The organism is Flavobacterium luteum (assembly GCF_008806775.1).
GTDB classification, from domain to species: Bacteria; Bacteroidota; Bacteroidia; order Flavobacteriales; family Flavobacteriaceae; genus Flavobacterium; species Flavobacterium luteum.
The window spans coordinates 51,576-71,465 of record NZ_WAEM01000009.1; the positions used below are offsets into that span (position 1 = coordinate 51,576).

The 19,890-nt window shown below is 33.2% G+C and carries 21 protein-coding genes; 5 read left to right on the forward strand and 16 right to left on the reverse strand.

Translation table 11 applies throughout. From position 1 onward, the window contains the following. Positions 1–6 precede the first annotated feature (6 nt). Together F6464_RS13150 and F6464_RS13155 are read right to left on the reverse strand one after the other, a co-directional pair. Entirely contained in the window at positions 7–909 is a 903-nt protein-coding gene (locus F6464_RS13150; protein WP_151108414.1) for a site-specific tyrosine recombinase, read from the reverse strand. 74 nt (positions 910–983) lie between these two features. Further along, complete coding sequence (locus F6464_RS13155; protein WP_151108415.1) at positions 984–1,679, reverse strand: hypothetical protein; 696 nt, start codon at positions 1,677–1,679, stop codon at positions 984–986. A gap of 223 nt (positions 1,680–1,902) precedes the next feature. On the opposite strand from F6464_RS13155, the gene aroQ reads away from it, so the two are divergent. Continuing rightward, positions 1,903–2,316, forward strand: a complete 414-nt coding sequence (gene aroQ / locus F6464_RS13160; protein WP_151108416.1) for a type II 3-dehydroquinate dehydratase — start codon at positions 1,903–1,905, stop codon at positions 2,314–2,316. A gap of 7 nt (positions 2,317–2,323) precedes the next feature. On the opposite strand, the gene F6464_RS13165 is transcribed toward aroQ, so the two are convergent. The 4 genes from F6464_RS13165 to F6464_RS13180 form a co-directional block, all read right to left on the reverse strand. Continuing rightward, the gene (locus tag F6464_RS13165) at positions 2,324–3,190 is read right to left on the reverse strand and encodes a cation diffusion facilitator family transporter (protein ID WP_151108417.1); all 867 of its coding nucleotides are present in this window, start codon (positions 3,188–3,190) and stop codon (positions 2,324–2,326) included. 23 nt (positions 3,191–3,213) lie between these two features. Beyond that, entirely contained in the window at positions 3,214–4,524 is a 1,311-nt protein-coding gene (gene murA, locus F6464_RS13170; protein WP_151108418.1) for a UDP-N-acetylglucosamine 1-carboxyvinyltransferase, read from the reverse strand. A gap of 69 nt (positions 4,525–4,593) precedes the next feature. Further along, a complete protein-coding gene (locus F6464_RS13175) occupies positions 4,594–5,313 on the reverse strand; it encodes a DUF4290 domain-containing protein (protein ID WP_151108419.1) in 720 nt (239 codons plus the stop codon). Between the two features lie 3 nt (positions 5,314–5,316). Further along, positions 5,317–5,613, reverse strand: coding sequence for a DUF493 family protein (locus F6464_RS13180; RefSeq protein ID WP_151108420.1), 297 nt, complete (start codon positions 5,611–5,613; stop codon positions 5,317–5,319). 149 nt (positions 5,614–5,762) lie between these two features. Here F6464_RS13180 and F6464_RS13185 point away from each other — a divergent pair, with 149 nt between their 5' ends. The 4 genes from F6464_RS13185 to F6464_RS13200 all read left to right on the forward strand — a co-directional run bounded on the left by F6464_RS13185 (position 5,763) and on the right by F6464_RS13200 (position 9,670). Continuing rightward, on the forward strand, positions 5,763–6,329 hold the full coding sequence (locus F6464_RS13185) for an AAA family ATPase (protein WP_151108421.1): 567 nt from the start codon (positions 5,763–5,765) through the stop codon (positions 6,327–6,329). A 48-nt stretch (positions 6,330–6,377) separates the two neighbouring features. Beyond that, positions 6,378–8,273, forward strand: a complete 1,896-nt coding sequence (locus F6464_RS13190; RefSeq protein ID WP_151108422.1) for a RecQ family ATP-dependent DNA helicase — start codon at positions 6,378–6,380, stop codon at positions 8,271–8,273. Next, on the forward strand, positions 8,273–9,220 hold the full coding sequence (gene fmt / locus F6464_RS13195; protein ID WP_151108423.1) for a methionyl-tRNA formyltransferase: 948 nt from the start codon (positions 8,273–8,275) through the stop codon (positions 9,218–9,220). Before F6464_RS13190 ends, fmt begins: the two co-directional genes overlap by 1 nt. A gap of 177 nt (positions 9,221–9,397) precedes the next feature. Next, complete coding sequence (locus F6464_RS13200; RefSeq protein WP_151108424.1) at positions 9,398–9,670, forward strand: HU family DNA-binding protein; 273 nt, start codon at positions 9,398–9,400, stop codon at positions 9,668–9,670. Positions 9,671–9,770: 100 nt separating this feature from the next. On the opposite strand, the gene F6464_RS14740 is transcribed toward F6464_RS13200, so the two are convergent. From F6464_RS14740 to F6464_RS13235, 10 genes are all read right to left on the reverse strand, one after another. Next, on the reverse strand, positions 9,771–9,893 hold the full coding sequence (locus tag F6464_RS14740; protein ID WP_262714081.1) for a hypothetical protein: 123 nt from the start codon (positions 9,891–9,893) through the stop codon (positions 9,771–9,773). 174 nt (positions 9,894–10,067) lie between these two features. Further along, positions 10,068–10,370 carry a DDE-type integrase/transposase/recombinase gene (locus F6464_RS14680; RefSeq protein WP_225318088.1) on the reverse strand — a complete coding sequence of 101 codons (303 nt, stop codon included), beginning with the start codon at positions 10,368–10,370 and terminating at the stop codon, positions 10,068–10,070. Further along, entirely contained in the window at positions 10,364–10,597 is a 234-nt protein-coding gene (locus tag F6464_RS14685) for a hypothetical protein (protein ID WP_225318089.1), read from the reverse strand. Before F6464_RS14685 ends, F6464_RS14680 begins: the two co-directional genes overlap by 7 nt. Further along, entirely contained in the window at positions 10,597–10,914 is a 318-nt protein-coding gene (locus F6464_RS14690) for a hypothetical protein (protein WP_225318090.1), read from the reverse strand. Before F6464_RS14690 ends, F6464_RS14685 begins: the two co-directional genes overlap by 1 nt. Before the next feature lie 200 nt (positions 10,915–11,114). Then, the gene (gene metF, locus F6464_RS13210; RefSeq protein ID WP_151108425.1) at positions 11,115–12,071 is read right to left on the reverse strand and encodes a methylenetetrahydrofolate reductase [NAD(P)H]; all 957 of its coding nucleotides are present in this window, start codon (positions 12,069–12,071) and stop codon (positions 11,115–11,117) included. A gap of 73 nt (positions 12,072–12,144) precedes the next feature. Next, the gene (gene metH / locus F6464_RS13215) at positions 12,145–14,826 is read right to left on the reverse strand and encodes a methionine synthase (protein WP_151108426.1); all 2,682 of its coding nucleotides are present in this window, start codon (positions 14,824–14,826) and stop codon (positions 12,145–12,147) included. An 82-nt stretch (positions 14,827–14,908) separates the two neighbouring features. Next, a complete protein-coding gene (locus F6464_RS13220) occupies positions 14,909–15,910 on the reverse strand; it encodes a homocysteine S-methyltransferase family protein (RefSeq protein ID WP_151108427.1) in 1,002 nt (333 codons plus the stop codon). A gap of 120 nt (positions 15,911–16,030) precedes the next feature. After that, a complete protein-coding gene (locus F6464_RS13225) occupies positions 16,031–17,083 on the reverse strand; it encodes an NAD(P)/FAD-dependent oxidoreductase (RefSeq protein WP_151108428.1) in 1,053 nt (350 codons plus the stop codon). Positions 17,084–17,173: 90 nt separating this feature from the next. Beyond that, positions 17,174–17,752, reverse strand: a complete 579-nt coding sequence (locus F6464_RS13230) for a precorrin-2 dehydrogenase/sirohydrochlorin ferrochelatase family protein (protein WP_151108429.1) — start codon at positions 17,750–17,752, stop codon at positions 17,174–17,176. Beyond that, the gene (locus F6464_RS13235) at positions 17,752–19,842 is read right to left on the reverse strand and encodes a HEPN domain-containing protein (protein ID WP_151108430.1); all 2,091 of its coding nucleotides are present in this window, start codon (positions 19,840–19,842) and stop codon (positions 17,752–17,754) included. Before F6464_RS13235 ends, F6464_RS13230 begins: the two co-directional genes overlap by 1 nt. Positions 19,843–19,890: the final 48 nt, after the last annotated feature.

Genomic DNA, 19,890 nt, shown 5'->3' on the forward strand with positions numbered 1-19,890 from the left:
TAAAAATTAATTGTGCTTTCTTGGATGAAACGTATTCATAATCTGAGTTAAATGTTTTCTGTCAAGATGCACATAAATTTCTGTAGTAGTTATAGATTCATGTCCTAACATTAATTGAATAGAACGTAAATCGGCACCATTTTCAAGAAGATGAGTGGCAAAAGAATGTCTTAAAGTATGTGGACTTATGACTTTGTTGAGCTCAATTTTAATCGCTAAATCCTTGATGATGGTAAAAATCATTGCACGAGTCAATTGCTTTCCTCTTCTATTTAGAAATAGAGTATCTTCATGTCCCTTTTGAATATTCAAATGAGAACGAATTGAACTTTGATAAATTAAAATAAATTTTTGAGTTACATCTCCAATAGGCACAAATCGTTGTTTGTTGCCTTTACCAGTAATTTTGATAAAACCCTCATCAAAAAACAAATCTGATATTTTAAGCGATATCAACTCCGAAACCCTAAGTCCACAACCATATAGTGTTTCTAAAATAGCTCTATTACGCTCACCTTCGGAAGAACTTAAATCTATTGCACCTATTACATCATCAATTTCTTTTACGCTTAAAGTATCTGGCAATTTCCTACCTATTCTGGGAGACTCAATTAATTCTAATGGATTATCATTGCGATAATCTTCAAAAATGAGATAGGAAAAAAAACTTTTTAATCCAGAAATAATTCTCGCCTGCGAACGCGCATTTACCTCTTTCGAAACACTGTAAATAAATTGTTGCAGTATTTCTTCTGTAATTTGTATAGGTGAAATTTCTATATGACTATTTTCTAAAAAAAGACACAAACGGTCTATATCGAACGTATAATTATCAATAGTGTTTTTAGACAATCCACGTTCGATTTTAAGATAAGACTGATAACTTTTTATATAGGTTTGCCAATTCATACTACAAAGTAAAGCTATTTTTGGGCATAAAAAAACCACGTCGATGACGTGGTTTTAAAAAATGATTTAAGATTTTAGAAATGCAATGTTAAATTTATTGAAGAAACACTAACTCCTCCAAGGTTAATATCAGTAGATTTTCCTGTTTTAATATCTGCTTCTCCTGTTTCAGTAATTTTACCTTCACCACCAATTCCTATATTTAGGCCATAACCGTATTGTGCGCCAATTGACATTTTAGGAAAAAGGAAGTATTCAGCTCCGATAAATCCGTTAATACCAACACCAATCTTCATACCTGAAGTTGTAACTTTTTCATAACCTGTATCAGTTATTTTAGTCTTTGAACTATTAATCATTAACAATGCATCAGCACCATAAAAACCTTGTAGACGAGTTTTTCCTTTTCTCCACTCTTTTCCAAGCCCCGCTGCTAAATCAAGTCCTGAAACAACTGTTTCTTCTGACCCAATAGTTTCGCTATTGCTTCCAACTGCAAAATTAGCTACTACTCTATACGCAGTTTTGTCTGTAATAAATTTTTTACCTACGAATGTTCCAGCTTTTTGAAAACTTACAGATGGAGCAGAATTATCCGTATTACCATTAAAGGCATTTCCTACATAATTAAAAATACCATCAGCATTAAAGCCAATTGCCCAATCACCAGCTTCCGGCAAATAATTTTCTCCTTTTTTAGATTTCAAGTCTTGAGCGTTAGCAAAACTAAACGCAAAAACAGCAGCAGCTGTTAAAATAATTTTTTTCATAATTTTTTTGTTTAAAAGTTTATTAAGTAAATATACAAAATTTAACTTATCTTAAAATTTTATCAAATAATTGATTTGTTAACATATTTATGAACAAAAAAAAATTATAAGTTTCGTAAAATGAGAATTTAAAAATCCAGCTGCTATTTCAGCGTATTCTTGATTTTAAATTGAAATTTATTAAATTCCAATTCTGTTTTTATTATTTTTACAAAAAAACGAAATGAAAATAATCATCATTAATGGTCCAAATTTAAATTTGTTAGGAAAACGGGAACCAGAAATCTACGGGTCAGAAACATTCGAAGAATATTTTGAAGCTTTACAAACAAAATTTCCACAAATAGAATTACACTATTTTCAAAGTAATATAGAAGGTGAATTAATTACCAAAATGCAAGATGTTGGTTTTTCTTTCAATGGTATTATTATAAATGCCGGTGCATATACTCATACTTCTATTGGTATTGGCGATGCTGTAAAAGCCATTACAACTCCAGTGGTTGAAGTGCATATTTCGAATACTTTTTCTAGAGAATCCTTTAGACACCAGTCTTATATTTCTGGTAATGCTAAAGGAGTAATTCTTGGTTTTGGACTGAAAAGTTATGAATTGGCTTTATTGTCTTTTCTTTAGTGAAAAATTAATTAGGTTCAATATGAATTAACACATGTCCCAATTCAGGAATTTCGTATCGCAAAGTATCTTTAAGTTTGTGAGATAGATCATGACCATCTTTTACAGAAATTTTACCGTTTACTATTGCATGCAAATCGACATGGTATTTCATCCCGGCTTTACGAATAAAACATTTTTCGGTAGCTACTATCCCATTAACGGTTAGAGAGACCTTTCGGATATCATATATTAAATCATCATAAAGATGCTCGTCCATAATCTCTCCAAGAGCTGGTCTAAAAATAAGATAGCTATTATAAATGATAAATCCTGAGGCAAAAAGCGCTGCCCAATCATCGGCCGATTCATAACCTTTTCCTAAAATTAACGCTGTAGCTATTCCTATAAATGCAGCAATTGAAGTTATAGCATCACTCCTATGATGCCAAGCATCTGCTTTTAAAGAGGAACTGTTGCTTTCTATGCTTCGTTTCATCACTAATCGAAATGAATATTCTTTCCAAACGATAATTGCACCCAAAACATAAAGTGTCCATGATTTTGGTAAATCATGAGCTATTTGTATGTTAATAATACTCTCATAAGCGATAATTGTAGCCGAAGTTATTAAAAACCCTACAACTAAAAAAGTAATTAAAGGTTCGGCTCTACCATGACCGTATGGATGATTATTATCTGCAGGCTTGTTAGAATATTTAATTCCAAATAACACTAAAAAGGAAGCAAAAATATCAGTAGTAGATTCTATAGCATCAGCAATTAAAGCGTAAGAATTTCCGAAAAAACCGGCTAAAAACTTAATAATCGCTAGACATGAATTACCTACAATACTAAAATAAGTAGCTTTAATAGCAGTTTGTTCGTTATTCATGTCAATAAACTTTATATTTTAGTTTATACCCGAACAATGTTTGCGCCAATAGCTCTCAATCGTTCGTCAATTCGTTCATAACCTCTATCAATTTGTTCAATATTTTGAATGGTACTGGTTCCTTTTGCAGAAAGTGCAGCAATTAGCAAAGATATCCCCGCACGAATATCAGGTGAAGACATAATTGTCGCTTTTAATTGTGATTTAAAATCATGACCAATAACTACTGCTCTATGGGGATCGCAAAGAATAATTTTTGCTCCCATGTCAATTAATTTATCTACAAAAAACAAACGGCTTTCGAACATCTTTTGGTGAATCAACACATCGCCTTTAGCTTGTGTGGCTACTACCAATACAATACTTAATAAATCTGGCGTAAATCCTGGCCATGGAGCATCAGAAATAGTAAGAATAGAACCGTCAATATCAGTTTTTACTTCATATCCATTTTCATGAGCTGGGATAAAAATATCATCGCCTTTTCTTTCTAAAGTAATTCCTAGTTTTCTAAATACATTTGGAATAACCCCAAGGTTTTCCCAACTTACGTTTTTAATGGTAATCTCTGATTTGGTCATGGCGGCTAATCCTATCCAAGAACCAATTTCTATCATATCAGGAAGAATTTTATGAGTACAACCCTCTAATTTTTCTACCCCTTCAATGATTAATAAATTAGACCCAACTCCTGAGATTTTGGCTCCCATCGAATTCAACATTTTACAAAGTTGTTGCAAATATGGTTCGCATGCAGCATTATAAACCGTTGTTCTTCCTTTGGCTAAAACAGCTGCCATAACAATGTTTGCTGTTCCTGTAACTGAAGCTTCATCCAATAACATATCAGATCCCGTAAGACCATCAGTAGCTTCTACGCCATAAAAATGGTCTTCTTTATTGTATCTAAATTTTGCGCCTAAATTTATAAACCCTTCAAAATGGGTATCTAATCGTCGCCTTCCTATTTTATCACCACCCGGTTTTGGAATATATCCCTTTCCGAAACGCGCTAAAAGTGGTCCAACAATCATTATAGAACCACGCAACGAACCGCCTTCTTTTTTAAAAGCTTCTGTTTCAAGATAACCTACATTTACATCATCTGACTGAAAAGTGATGGAACTTTGTCCGTTTTTTTGAATTTTTACACCCAAATTACCTAACAAAGTAATTAATTTATTGACATCTATAATGTCTGGAATATTATTGATTGTAACTTTTTCAGCAGTTAAAAGAACAGCACACAAAATTTGTAATGCTTCATTTTTTGCACCCTGTGGAGTAATATCGCCTTTTAGACGAATGCCTCCTTCAATTTTAAAGGTTCCCATTTTTATAATTATGAATTATAAATTATGAATTATGAATTGAATGATACAACTTATAATTCATAACTAATTTTACAAAGGTTTTCTATTTTGATTTTTATGAATCGGATTATTTGATTTTCCGTTTTTAGTAATTTTTGGTTTTATAGCTCCAGACGGAATAATCTTATTCGACACTCGTTTATTAGTTCGCATCAAATCATTTGTATTCAAAAGCTCTTCAGTACTTTGAGTTAAGTTGATGGTTCCTTCTGATAGTTCTAATAAATGTTCGAAAATCACATCGTCTTTTACAGTGTCTTTGTTCCAACTCAAATAGGACTTTTTCATGTGATTGGCAATGACCTTAATCAAAGCATTCTTCATTTCTCCATCTTCCCATTTGTTGGCAACATCAATCATGTATTTTATGTTATTACCGTAAAATCTGTATTTTGGAAAATTTTGAGGATATTTTAAAACATCTGGCTTAAGTTGCAATACTTCACGAGATGGAATTGGATATGGTGAGTCAACAACTATCCTAAAATCAGACATAATAAAAAGCTGATCCCATAATTTATGCTGAAAATCGGGCACATCACGAAGATGAGGATTTAAGCTTCCCATAACTTGAATGATATATTTAGCAGCTTTGTTGCGCTCCACATCATCCTCGATTACTGTGGCTTGATCAATCAGTTTTTGCAAATGACGGCCGTACTCTGGAATGATTAAATGCTGCCTTTCAGAATTGTATTCTAAATTAAAGACAGTATCATTCGCATTTTCTTTTATATACTTTGAATTCATAATTTATAGGGAAACAATACCTTTTATAGTAGATACTTCTTGGTATTTATCGATTACTTCTTGAGAATTATTTACTGTAACATCTATAGACACACTAGTAAATTTTCCAGTTTTAGATTTGGTTGTTTTTATTATTGCTCCCATACAATTAAATGCTTCCTCTACACGAATTACATTATCATCGACTGATGGAACAATAAACTTAAACAAATATTCTGCTGGCCAAGTATTGCTCATATCTAACTCTACTTTTAACCTTTCATAGAACTCAGCTACTTCTTTTTCTTTCTCGTTGTCCATTGTTAAACTAAAATAAAAGCAAATATACAGTTTCAAATGAGAATTATGAATGATGTATTATGAATTTTTGGTAAATACTAAATTTTTAACTGCATTCATTTTTTTAAATACCAATTAGTTTAAGTAAGTTTGCTCCTTATTTTTATATCGTGCGCAAAGAAATCATAGTTATTATAGGCGGACCAGGAACTGGAAAAACCACTATCATAGATGCATTAATAGCAAAAGGGTACTGTTGCTATCCTGAAATTTCTCGCGAAGTTACCTTAGAAGCAAAAAAACAAGGAATTGAACAGTTGTTTCTTGAAAATCCTTTACTTTTTAGCGAATTGCTTTTAGAAGGAAGAAAAAAACAATATAAAAACGCTCAAAACGAACCTCATGAAATTGTTTTTCTTGACAGAGGCATTCCTGATGTATTAGCATATATGCACTACATTGGCGATAGTTATCCTGCTTTTTTTGATGCCGCTTGCAAAGAACATATTTATTCAAAAATTTTCATTCTTCCTCCTTGGGAAGAAATATACGAAAGTGACGATGCACGTTATGAAAATTATGAACAAGCCAAACTCATATACAGCCATCTTACTGAAACCTACAAGAATTATGGCTACGAACTCATAGAAGTTCCTAAAGATAGTGTTAATAATCGAATTTTTTTTATCTTAGATAAAGTTTCTAATTCCAATCAAATTAGATTAGATTTTAATTAAATCGGATTCTCATTTTTTAGTTAAATAGCAGAAATTAATCTGAAATCTATGCAAACAGCGCTTCAAATTCTTCAAAAATATTGGAAACATGACGCTTTTAGATCGTTACAAAACGAAATAATTGATGCAGTTTTAAATGGAAAAGACACATTTGCTTTAATGCCAACTGGAGGAGGAAAATCGATTTGTTTTCAAATACCTGGCATGATGAAAGAGGGGATTTGTTTAGTAATATCACCACTAGTTGCTTTAATGAAAGATCAGGTTGCCAATTTGCAAAAAAAAGACATAAAAGCAATTGCATTAACTGGTGGCATAAAATCAGAAGAAATGATTGATCTTTTAGACAATTGCGAATTCGGAAATTATAAATTTTTATACCTATCGCCTGAGCGTTTGCAATCGGATTGGATTTTAGAGCGTCTAAAAAATCTTCCTATAAATCTAATTGCTATTGATGAAGCGCATTGTGTATCGCAATGGGGTCACGATTTTCGTCCAGCTTATTTAAAAATTGCAGAACTGAAACCTCATTTTCCAAAAGTTCCTTTTTTAGCTTTGACTGCTACGGCAACTCCTAAAGTTAAGGAAGATATTATAGCTGAATTAAACTTACTAAACCCTCAAATTTTTCAAAAATCATTTGCTCGTGAAAATATTGCCTATATGGTTTTTGAGGTTGAAGATAAATTATTTCGTATCGAACAAATTTTGAGAAAAAATCCGCAACCTTCCATTATATATGTACGAAACAGAAAATCATGTTTGGAGGTTTCTTCTCAGTTACAATCTTTAGGCATTAAGTCAACCTATTATCACGGTGGTCTTTCACCTAAAGAAAAAGATAAAAATATGCAATTGTGGATGCGCGAAGAAGTTCAAGTTATTGTTGCAACAAATGCTTTTGGGATGGGAATTGACAAAGCCAATGTAAAAACGGTAATTCACATTCAACTCCCAGAGAATTTAGAAAATTATTATCAAGAAGCAGGTCGTTGTGGTCGAGATGGCGAAAAAGCATTTTCTGTAATACTAACAAGCCCTTCAGATATCGTTCAGGCTGAAAGTCAGTTTATTGCTGTACTTCCAGACAAATCGTTTTTAAATACTATGTATGTGAAACTGTGTAATTATTTTCAAATTGCTTACGGAGAAGGCATTAACGAACAGTTTTCTTTCAACTTGAATCATTTTTGTTTAAAATATGGATTTCCTATTTTAAAAACCTACAATGCGATGCAATTTTTAGACAGGCAAGGAATTATTAGTTTATCACAAGAATTTACAGAAAAAATTACGCTTCAATTTCTTATCTCGTCTAAAGAAGTAATTCGATATGTAAGTTTAAATCCCAATGACGAATCCATAATCTTAAACATTTTACGAACATATCCAGGGGTTTATGACATGCAAACCTCTTTTAATTTACAATTGATTGCAAAAAAATCAAATCATTCAGAAAACGAAGTCCTAGCTGTTTTACACAAACTAAAAGAAAAAGAAATTATAGACTACCATTCCAGAAATAATGATGCCACATTAATTTTCAATGAAGTGCGTGAAGATGAAAGGACTATCAACAGAGTTTCAAAATATTTAGAACGCCAAAACAATTTAAAAAAAGAACAACTTGACGCCGTTCTTCATTATATTCAAGAAAAAAGCGTTTGTAGAAGCAAATTAATTTTGAACTATTTTGGAGAAAAAACAGATTCAGTTTGTGGGGTCTGTTCCTACTGTATTTCTAAAAACAGTAAAAAAAGGAATACCACAACTACTACAGAGGCAATTATTATACTTTTAAACAAAGGGGATTTAAATTCTAGAGAAATTGAAATTAAATTAAAATACAATGCTGAGGATATTATCTTTGCGCTGCAACAATTATTAGATAATGACACTATAATGGTAAAACCAAATAATAAATACTCAATAAAATTATAATGGAAAAACTACGAATTGTATTTATGGGAACACCAGAATTTGCAGTTGGAATTCTTGATACAATACTAAAAAACAACTATAGCGTAGTTGGGGTAATTACTGCCGCCGATAAACCTGCAGGACGTGGACAAAAAATAAAATATTCGGCAGTTAAAGAATATGCACTAACTAATAACTTACGTTTATTACAACCTACAAACTTAAAAGACGAAAATTTTATAGAAGAATTAAAATCGCTAAATGCAAATTTGCAAGTTGTTGTGGCTTTTAGAATGTTGCCAAAAGTAGTTTGGGAAATGCCACAATTAGGCACCTTTAATCTTCATGCTTCACTCCTTCCTAATTATCGTGGAGCTGCTCCCATAAATTGGGCTATAATTAATGGTGAAACCAAAACTGGGGTAACCACTTTTTTTATAGACGATAAAATAGATACTGGCGCTATGATTTTAAGTAATGCAATTGAGATTTCGGAAAATGAAAATGCAGGACACTTACATGACAGATTGATGCAATTGGGAAGTAAAACCGTTGTTGAGACACTAGCTTTAATTGAAAAAGGAAATGTGGTTACTACAATTCAAAAAGAAAATCAAGAAATTAAAACAGCTTACAAGCTAGATAAAGACAATTGCAAAATTAATTGGACAAAATCTGGAACTGAAATTCACAATCTTATTAGAGGACTTTCGCCATATCCAACAGCATGGTGCATTTTTAAAGACGATAGTCAAGAGTGGAATGTGAAAATTTATGAAGCTCTATTTAATAAAGCTGAACATTCAGAAAGTATAGGTAAAATAATATCTAATAAAAAAGAATTAAAAGTAGCTGTATCTGGTGGATTTATAAATATTCTTCGTCTTCAATTTCCGGGAAAGAAAAAAATGGCCACTCAAGAATTACTAAACGGAATAACCATTACAGCAAACACAAACGTTTGTTAGGTTCCGAAAACACTGAAACAGACTAATTTTCGACAAAAACAAGTCTCTTTATCAACAAATGTTTCGAGTTATCAACAAATCAGCTAAAAACAAGCAAAAACGCTTGTACGGTAAGGAATTCCTACTAAATTTGTTATAAGTAACAAAATGTTTAACCAACAATTAATAATTATTATTATGAATAAATCAGAATTAATCGATGCTATTGCTGCAGATGCAGGAATCACAAAAGCTGCCGCAAAATTAGCTTTAGAATCATTTTTAGGTAATGTAGGTGCTACTTTGAAAAAAGGTGGTAGAGTTTCTTTAGTAGGTTTTGGATCTTGGTCTGTTTCTAACAGAGCTGCTAGAGACGGAAGAAATCCTCAAACAGGAAAAACAATTCAAATTGCTGCTAAAAATGTAGTAAAATTTAAAGCTGGTGCAGAATTAGAAGGTTCAGTAAACTAGTATACATTTTGACTAGTCCTAAATAATCGATACAGATTATTAGACAAAAATAGATAAATTAAACAGCATCAAAAAACGTTTTTTGATGCTGTTTTTAGTTTTACAGGTTTTTCATTTTGATTTTACTTTGTTGGTGCATTTGATTTGGTGTTCGCATATTGTTGGATAAATGATGCCTTTTTTCATTATAAACACCTACGGTTTCTTTTATTATTTGTTTCATTATAGGCAAGTCTTAATTGTATTTGTCAATATAGAATTCTTGCTTTAATATACCATTTATTCTTTCTGCTAAAGCATTTTCATATGGATCCGAGTTTTGTGTCATAGTGGGTTGGATTTGATTTTTAGTTAGTATTTTTTGATACTCATTAACACAATATTGTAATCCTCTATCCTAATGATGTATCAATAGCATTTCTTTATTTTTCCTTTGTTTTATAGCTATGCGTAATACAACCAAACTACTTTCTGTGTTTAAATTATTTGATACATTATAACCCATTATTTTTTTAGAATAAGCATCAGTTATTAAACTTAAATAACAAAGTTTTTCTCTTTTCCAAATAAAAGTAATGTCTGACACCCAAACTTGTTCTGGCTTGTTTATTTGTAAATCCAGCAACTGATTTTTATACTTTCTAAAGCGGTGATGGGAGTTTGTAGTAGTATGATAAGAACGTTTTGGTAGTATTAACAAATGATTGGCTCTAAGAATATCGATAAATCTATCTCTTCCATTTTTAGTGTTTTTAAATCTTGATTTAATAAATAATATAACTTTTTCGAGCCAATTCTAGGCATTTGTGTCCTGATTTCTAAAACCATAGTCACTACCAATTGTGCTTTATCTTGCTTGATAATGAGGCGTTTTATTTTTCGATAATAAACCTGTCTTTCTATCCCGAACAAAGTACAGGCAAACATTACTGTTTGTTTTTGTTGTTCTTAAAATTGGTCGATTGTTTGGGTGATGAGTTTTTTCGGATATCGATTTGATATTCTTTTTCTGCAATATCAATCATCATATCAAAAATGATGGCTTTCTTATCAGCAACAAAAGCTTGTTGTTCTAAAAATGCTTTTTGTTTTTCTAATAACTTAACTTGAGCTTCAAGTTCCATTATTTTTTGTTCTGGAGATTTCTGCATATTCGATCGGGTATGATTTTCCCAATCAAAATTACCAAATTTTCGAAGCCAACCAACAATAGTGGAACGAGATTGAATCCCATATTTCGACAAGATTCATAAATAGAGATAGTTCCTTGCTAAATTTCTTGAACAATTTGTAATTTGAAAGACATTGGGTAGTCTTTTTGGGTGCGCTTTACATAGCGACTTTCTTGGTTGTTATCCATAACGATGAATTTTGTGTGTCGCTATTTCAGGATAAGACAGATTTAAAAACAAAGACACAATCAAATAAAACTGAGTCTTTGTTTCTAAAAAACTTTACCAGCTATTTTTCTAATATTTTCTGATTTCCCCATTGAGTAATAATGTAAAACTGGAACTCCTGCGGCTTTTAATTCTAGTGATTGCTGAATAGCCCACTCAATTCCCACTTCTTTTATAGCCGCATTGTTTTTACATTGATCAACAGCATTTATTAAGTCTTCTGGTAAATCTATTCGGAAAATTTGTGGTAAAACCTGTAAATGTCGTTGTACAGCAATTGGTTTGATACCGGGTATAATTGGTACATTAATTCCTATTTCTCTTGCTTTTTTTACAAACTCAAAAAATTTAGTATTATCAAAAAACATTTGTGTAACCACATAATCTGCTCCAGCATCTACTTTCTCTTTTAGTCGTTTTAAATCAGAAATTAAAGATGGTGACTCTAAATGCTTTTCAGGATAACCAGCAACACCAATACAAAAATCGGCTTTGTTATCTACATCCAATACTTCATGAAGGTATTTCCCTTGATTAAGTTGGTAAATTTGAGTTACTAAATCTGTAGCATAATTATTACCGCCTTCTTTAGGCACAAAAGATTGTTCGTCTTTCATAGCATCTCCACGAAGAGCCATAACATTGTCTATTCCTAAGTAATGACAATCGACTAATAAATATTCTGTTTCTTCTTTTGTAAATCCTCCGCAAAGTACATGAGGAACAGTATCTACATTATATTTATGCTTTATAGAAGCGCAAATCCCCAATGTTCCAGGACGCATTCTAGTTAGCTTTTTCTCTAACAAACCATTGCCTTTATTTACATAAATATATTCTTCACGAGAAGTCGTTACGTCTATAAATGGCGGTTTAAACTCCATTAATGGATCAATATTATCGTACAATTCTTGAATACTTTTCCCTTTTTGAGGTGGAATAATTTCGAAAGAGAATAAGGTTTCCCCTTTTGCATTTTCTATATGTTTTGTTACTTTCATATTAATAGTTATAAGTTATAAGTTATAAGTTATAAGGCTAAAAAAACTTATAACGTACAACCTACAACAATTTTTAATCTGCTATGTTAGGATTCAACCATTTAATGGCCATATCGGTTGAAATATTTCTTCGTTTGGCATAATCAATTACTTGGTCTTCTTTTATTTTTCCAAGTCCGAAATACTTACTTTCTGGGTTTCCAAAATAGTATCCAGATACAGATGATGCTGGCCACATCGCCATACTTTCGGTTAAAGTTACACCAATTTCTTTTTCCACATTTAACAATTTCCAAATCGTTGGTTTTTCAAGATGGTCAGGACAAGCTGGATACCCTGGTGCTGGTCGTATTCCTTTGTATTGTTCATCAATCATAGCTTCCGCACTTAAAGCTTCGTCTTTAGAATAACCCCAAATTTCTTTACGGATTTTTTCGTGTAAATATTCAGCAAAGGCTTCGGCAAATCGATCCGCTAAAGCTTTTACCATTATGGAGTTATAATCATCTAAATCCTTTTCGAATTCAGCAGCCCATTCGTCAACACCAAAACCTGTGGTCACACAAAATGCACCCATATAATCAACTACTCCATTATCTTTTGGAGCAATAAAATCAGCTAATGCAATGTTTGGAGCTCCTTTTGTTTTTTGTGATTGTTGACGCAAGGTCAAGAATGTCTGCAATGGCTTTCCGTTTTCATCTGTCAATTCAATATCGTCATCGTTGATTTGGTTGGCTGGAAAAATTCCGTAAATCCCTTTTGCGGTTAGTTTCTTATCTCTTAAAATCACTTTCAACATTTCCTGAGCATCCGCAAAAACAGAAGTTGCTTGTTCTCCAACAACCTCATCTGTTAAAATTGCTGGATATTTTCCAAACAACTCCCATGTTCTAAAAAATGGTGTCCAATCGATGTAAGGAACCAAAATATCTAAGTCTACTTCTATAACTTGCTCTCCAATTGTATTTGGTTTAACAGAAGTAAAATTTGTCCAATCTAATTGCAATTTATTTTTTCGGGCTTGCTCAATAGTCAAGAAATTCTTGTCTCTAGAACGGTTCAGAAACGACTCTCTAAACGCATCATAATCTGCACGAATATCTTGAGTATATTTTTCTCTATTGTCGTCTAATAAATTTCCTGCTACAGTAACAGCTCTAGAAGCATCATTAACGTGTATAACCGTTTCCCTATATTGCGGTGCTATTTTTACTGCTGTATGTGCACGTGAAGTTGTTGCTCCTCCAATCATTATAGGAATTTTCATTCCTCTTTTATCCAATTCTTTAGCCAAGTAAACCATTTCATCAAGTGAAGGCGTAATTAATCCACTTAATCCAATAATATCAACGTCGTGCTCAATGGCAGCTGCAATAATTTTTTCGGGAGGCACCATTACACCTAAATCTACAATCTCATAATTATTACACGCTAGTACTACACTTACAATATTTTTACCAATATCGTGCACATCACCTTTTACGGTTGCCATCAATATTTTTCCATTGCCTTGCTTGTCGCCAACTTGTTTAGACGCTTCAATAAACGGCAACAAATAGGCAACTGCTTTTTTCATCACCCGAGCCGATTTTACTACTTGGGGCAAAAACATTTTTCCTGAACCAAACAAATCTCCTACAACATTCATACCCGCCATTAGATTGATTTCGATTACTTCAATCGGCTTTGAAGCAGCTAATCTAGCCTCTTCGACATCTATTTCTATAAAGGCATCAACTCCTTTTACCAAGGAATGTGTGATTCGCTCTTGAACAGTTCCTGAACGCCATTCTTGAACTGCTTTATCATTACTTTTTACATCGCCTTTTACATTTTCGGCAAAGTCCAACAGTCTTTCAGTGGCATCATCTCGGCGGTTTAAAATTACATCCTCCACGTGTTCTAATAAATCTTTTGGAATTTCATCATAAATCGATAACATCTCTGGGTTTACAATTCCCATTGTCATTCCGTTTTTAATGGCATGGTACAAGAAAACCGAATGCATCGCTTCTCGAACCGTATCATTTCCTCTAAACGAAAATGAAACATTACTCACGCCGCCGCTTATGTGTGCGTGTGGCAAATTTTCACGAACCCATTTAGTACCTCTAAAAAAATCCAGAGCATTTAATTTGTGTTCGTCCATTCCTGTTGCTACAGGAAATATATTCAAATCGAAAATAATATCCTGTGGCGGAAAATTAACTTTATGAACCAAAATATCATACGACCGTTGGCAAATTTCTACTCTTCGATCATAATTATCGGCTTGGCCTACTTCGTCAAAAGCCATAACGATTACTGCAGCACCGTACCTTTTAATTAATTTGGCGTGATGTATAAAAGTTTCTTCTCCTTCTTTTAACGAAATGGAGTTTACGACACATTTTCCTTGAACCACCTTTAGACCTGCTTCAATGATATCCCATTTCGAGCTATCAATCATGATAGGAACACGTGAAATATCGGGTTCGGCAGCGATTAAATTCAGGAATTTTGTCATAGCATATTGACCATCCAACATTCCTTCATCCATATTAATATCGATGATTTGCGCACCACCTTCTACCTGCTCTTTGGCAATGCTTAATGCTTCCTCGTACTTTTCTTCCTTAATTAATCGAAGAAATTTTCTAGAACCTGTAACATTTGTTCGTTCGCCAACATTAACAAAAACACTTTTCGGCGTAATAATTAAGGGTTCTAATCCTGATAATACTAGGTTTCTTCTACTTTCTGCTTGTGCCATTTTTTATTTTTTTACTGCTAATTCACTCTTATTTTGTGAATCATTAGTTATAATTTAGACACTAAATCGTGTCTGTTTATATTTACATAACTGCCGTCGAAACCCTCGGTTTATAATCCTTGGCAATGTCAGCAATCAATTTTATGTGTTCTGGAGTTGTTCCGCAACAACCGCCTATGATGTTTACTAAATTATCTTCGAGATAGCTACGAATTTGGGCTTGCATTTGCTCTGGTGTTTCGTCATATTCTCCAAAAGCGTTAGGCAAACCTGCATTAGGATGTGCCGAGATATTGAACGATGTATTATGCGACAAAGTTTGCAAATAGGGTTTCAATAAATCCGCACCCAAAGCACAATTGAATCCTACGCTCAACAACGGAATATGCGAAACCGAAACTAAGAAAGCTTCCACCGTTTGTCCAGAAAGTGTTCTTCCTGAAGCATCGGTAATTGTCCCAGAAACCATAATTGGAATATTGATATGGCGTTCTTCTTTTACTTCTTCAATGGCGAAAAGTGCTGCTTTGGCATTTAAAGTGTCAAAAATTGTTTCTACTAAAAGTAAATCTACACCACCATCAAGTAGCGCTTCGACTTGTTGTTTGTAGGCTATGCGTAAATCATCAAAAGTTACGGCTCTGTATCCTGGATCGTTCACGTCTGGAGACATACTGGCCGTTCTGTTTGTTGGACCAATAGAACCCGCAACAAATCGAGGTTTATCAGGATTTTTAGCTGTAAACGCATCAGCGACTTCTCGAGCAATTTTAGCAGATTGATAGTTTAGTTCGTATACGTAATCTTCTATATGATAATCGGCCATCCCTATTGTTGTACCTGAAAACGTATTGGTTTCTACTATATCAGCACCAGCTTCATAATAAGCGGCATGAACATCCTTTATGGCTTGTGGTTGTGTTAATGATAATAAATCGTTGTTGCCTTTTAGAGAATGTGGAAAATCTTTGAATTGTACTCCACGAAAATCTTCTTCCGAAAAATTATAACGTTGCAACATCGTTCCCATTGCCCCATCGAGGACGAGAATTCGTTTTTGTATCGCTTCTTGAATTGTTGACATAGTTATTTATGAAAATCTCACTTAGAGATGTGTTTTTAAATTCGAACTGCAAAGTAACGCAATAGCCTTACCACTTGCAAATGATAAGGCTATTTTGATAGTATATACTAATTTAAATTTTTAGGTTATTGCCTTTACCACTGCTTTTGGAGCTTCTTTTCGGGTTCCGTCAAATCCGTCAACACCAGAAACAGTTGTATATTTCATAACATATTTTTTACCTGGATTGATAATTTGATACGCCGCTTGACACATTAAAGTAGCTTCATGAAATCCGCAAAGAATCAATTTTAACTTTCCAGGATACGTATTTACATCTCCAATGGCAAAAATTCCTGGAATATTGGTTTGATAATCTAATGAATTATTTACTTTAATAGCATTTTTCTCAATTTCAAGTCCCCAGTCGCCTATAGGTCCTAATTTTGGTGTAAGTCCAAAAAGTGGAATAAAATAATCCGTCGGAATATTTCTATGCGCGCCTTCGATATCTACATCAACAGATTCTAGATGTTCAGCTCCGTTTAACCCAACAACTTCTCCTGGAGTAATCATTTTTATTTTTCCAGAATTTTTTAATTCTTGTACTTTTTCTACAGAATCTAAAGCACCACGGAATTCGTTTCTACGGTGAATTAAAGTCACTTCGGAAGCTACATTTGACAAGAAAATACTCCAATCTAAGGCCGAATCACCTCCACCAGAAATTACTACTCTTTTGTTTCTGTATTTTTCTGGATTCTTAATGAAGTACTTAATTCCTTTGTCTTCATAGAACTCAATATCTTCGATTAGTGGTTTTCTAGGTTCGAAACTTCCTAAACCACCAGCAATAGCAACAACTGGAGCATGAAATTTTTTCCCTTTATTTGAGGTTACAATAAATGTCCCGTCTTCTTGCTTGTCAATAGTTTCTGCTCGTTCTCCGAGAGTAAATCCAGGCTCGAACTGCTTGATTTGCTCCATCAAATTATCTACTAAATCCCCCGCCAATATGTCTGGAAATCCTGGAATATCGTAAATAGGTTTTTTTGGATATAACTCAGACAATTGCCCTCCAGGCTGTGGTAAAGCATCTAAAATATGACATTTTAATTTTAATAATCCTGCTTCGAAAACTGCAAATAAACCTGTTGGTCCTGCTCCTATAATTAGTATATCTGTTTTAATCATTTTTTTTTGTCTTTACTATTTTTATTAACTCTTATACAAATCAACGAATGATTTTTTATTCTTTATGTGACAATTGTGACACTTGTACCATTATTTATTCTTTAAACCTTCTGTAATTTCATTCATTTTCTGAACTTTTTCTTCAAAATTACCTTTCAGCGTTTTTCGATATTCATTAAGGTTTTCAACCATTTTATTGATGTCTTCCGGAATAATTTCTTCAAAAAATTCTCTTAACCTTTTTGCTGTTGTTGGCGATTTTCCGTTAGTAGAAATGGCTATTTTTACATTTCCCTTAGTTACAATTCCTCCCAAATAATAATCGCACAATGGCGGAGTATCGGCTATATTGCAAATCAGATATCTCTTTCTAGATAAATCGTATACTCTTTTGTTAACTTTTAAATCATCGGTGCATGCTATGACCATATTGCGTTTGCGAAGCATCCAGCGATTAAACTTTTTATAAGTCAATTTTACTGATGGATGTTTTTGTGCTAAAGCTTCTAATTCTGGTAAAAACTTTGGTGCCACCACCTCTACATTTGCATTTGGACTGGATTTTAGCATAAACGATAACTTTTCTAAACCCACGTTTCCTCCACCTACAATAAGTACATTGAGGTTGTGTAACTTTAAAAAAATTGGATATAACTCGTTTCTTTCCACTATATTTTAGCTAAATCTTTGGCTCTATATTCTTCAATAGTATCAAAAAAGGCAATTCCTTCTTGAATATACTTTTGTGCAAACTCTTTACTTGGTTCGTTTTCTTTTATTTGATATACTATACTTGCAAATGTGGCATTAAACTCTATTTTATTAGTTGCTGTAAATACGGTATCAAACAAATCGATAATCCCAGCATGGTGGTTTGTTTTTTGGTTTTCAGCTAATAATAAAGCTTTAGCACCATTTACAAATCCTGCATAGGCCAAGTAAATAGCATCTGACCATTTCTCTTCTTGAAAAGCTTCTTGCGCAAATGTTAATTTGTCTTTGGCTTCATAAATTAAAGTAGCTACTAAATCAATTACTACTCCGGCGCATTCTCCTACTCCAACAGCTTTTACGTAGTTGTCTGCATTTCCCCAATCTATAAAATCGGCTTCTGTTAAATTGGTTATATCAGCTAAAGGTTTCAAGAATTCATAAAAATATTTTTCACCTTTGGCATCATAATAATTCAAGAACGATTGTCCGTTAGCATTTGCTTCAAAATCATTTAAAATGAGACGTAAAGCATCAGGTCCGCGACGACTTGGAATTTTGATTACTTTGTCAGAAAAACGTCCTTCTCCGTTTCCTAAATTTCCACCACCTAAAAGTACTTGTAAAGCTGGCGCTACTAGTTTTCCTGAATTGATTGACATTCCTTGAAAACCAATTTCTGCCATATTGTGTTGTCCGCAAGCGTTCATACAACCACTAATTTTAATAGTGATTTCGTTATTGTTTGCATACTTTGGATACTCTGCCGCAAGCACTCTTTCTAATTCATCTGCAATTCCTGTGCTACTTGCAATACCTAAATTACAAGTATCGGTTCCTGGACAAGCGGTAATATCAACAGTACTATTATACCCTAAAGTTACAAAATCTAACTTGGTCAATTCTTGATAGAAAAATGATAAGTCTTCTTCTTTTACGTGACGAATTAATATGTTTTGTCTTAACGTAAAACGCAATTCATTTGTAGCATAATTTTTTATCAAATAAGCTAATTTTCTAGCATTATCTAAATAAAAGTCTCCTAAAGCAATTTTAATTCCTATGGCTACATAACCCTTTTGTTTTTGGGCAATTACGTTTGATTTTTTCCAAGCTTCAAATGCCTGAACATCATCGATAACTACTTTTGGTGCTGCTTGTAATGGTTCTGGGATTTCTCCTTCAAAAGCAGTAGGATCAATCTCTACCGTTTGGTATGATAATGCTTTTTTTTCTTCTTCAACTAATCTCAAAAATTCATCCTTTCCAATTTCTTTAATCAAGAATTTCATTCGTGCTTTTAGACGTTTTGCTCTTTCGCCATAACGATCAAATATTCTAAGAATTCCTTCGGTTGTTGGAATTATTTGATTCGCAGGAACAAACTCTGATAACAATTCTGCATGGTGAGGTTGTGACCCTAAACCGCCACCTAGCATAACTTTAAATCCTCTTTCACCATTTACTATTTTTGGAATAAATCCTAAATCGTGTAAATAACTCAACGCCGTATCTTTATCCGATGATGAAAATGACATTTTAAATTTACGTCCCATTTCCTGACACACTGGATTTCTCAAGAAAAACTGAAATAATGCGTGTGCGTAAGGCGATACATCAAAAGGTTCATCGGGATCTATACCAGCGGTTTCGCTAGCGGTTATATTTCGTACGGTATTTCCACAAGCTTCTCTCAAGGTAACATCATCTTTTTCTAACTCTGCCCAAAGTTGCGGTGTTCTATCTAAGCTTACATAGTGAATTTGAATATCCTGACGCGTTGTAATATGCAAACGACCTGTTGAATATTCCTCAGAAACTTTACAAATACGAGTTAATTGTTCGCTTGTTACTTTACCAAAAGGCAATTTAATACGAATCATTTGCACGCCTTCTTGACGCTGACCGTAAACGCCTCGTGCTAAACGTAGACTACGAAAACGTTCGTCATCAATTTTACCATCACGGAATAAAGCAATTTTTCTTTCTAAATCGATAATATCCTTTTGTACTATCGGATTTTCTATTTCTGTTTGAAAACTTTCCATTTCTATTGTTTTTGGTTTATAGTTATTGGTTTATAGTTGAATTGAACA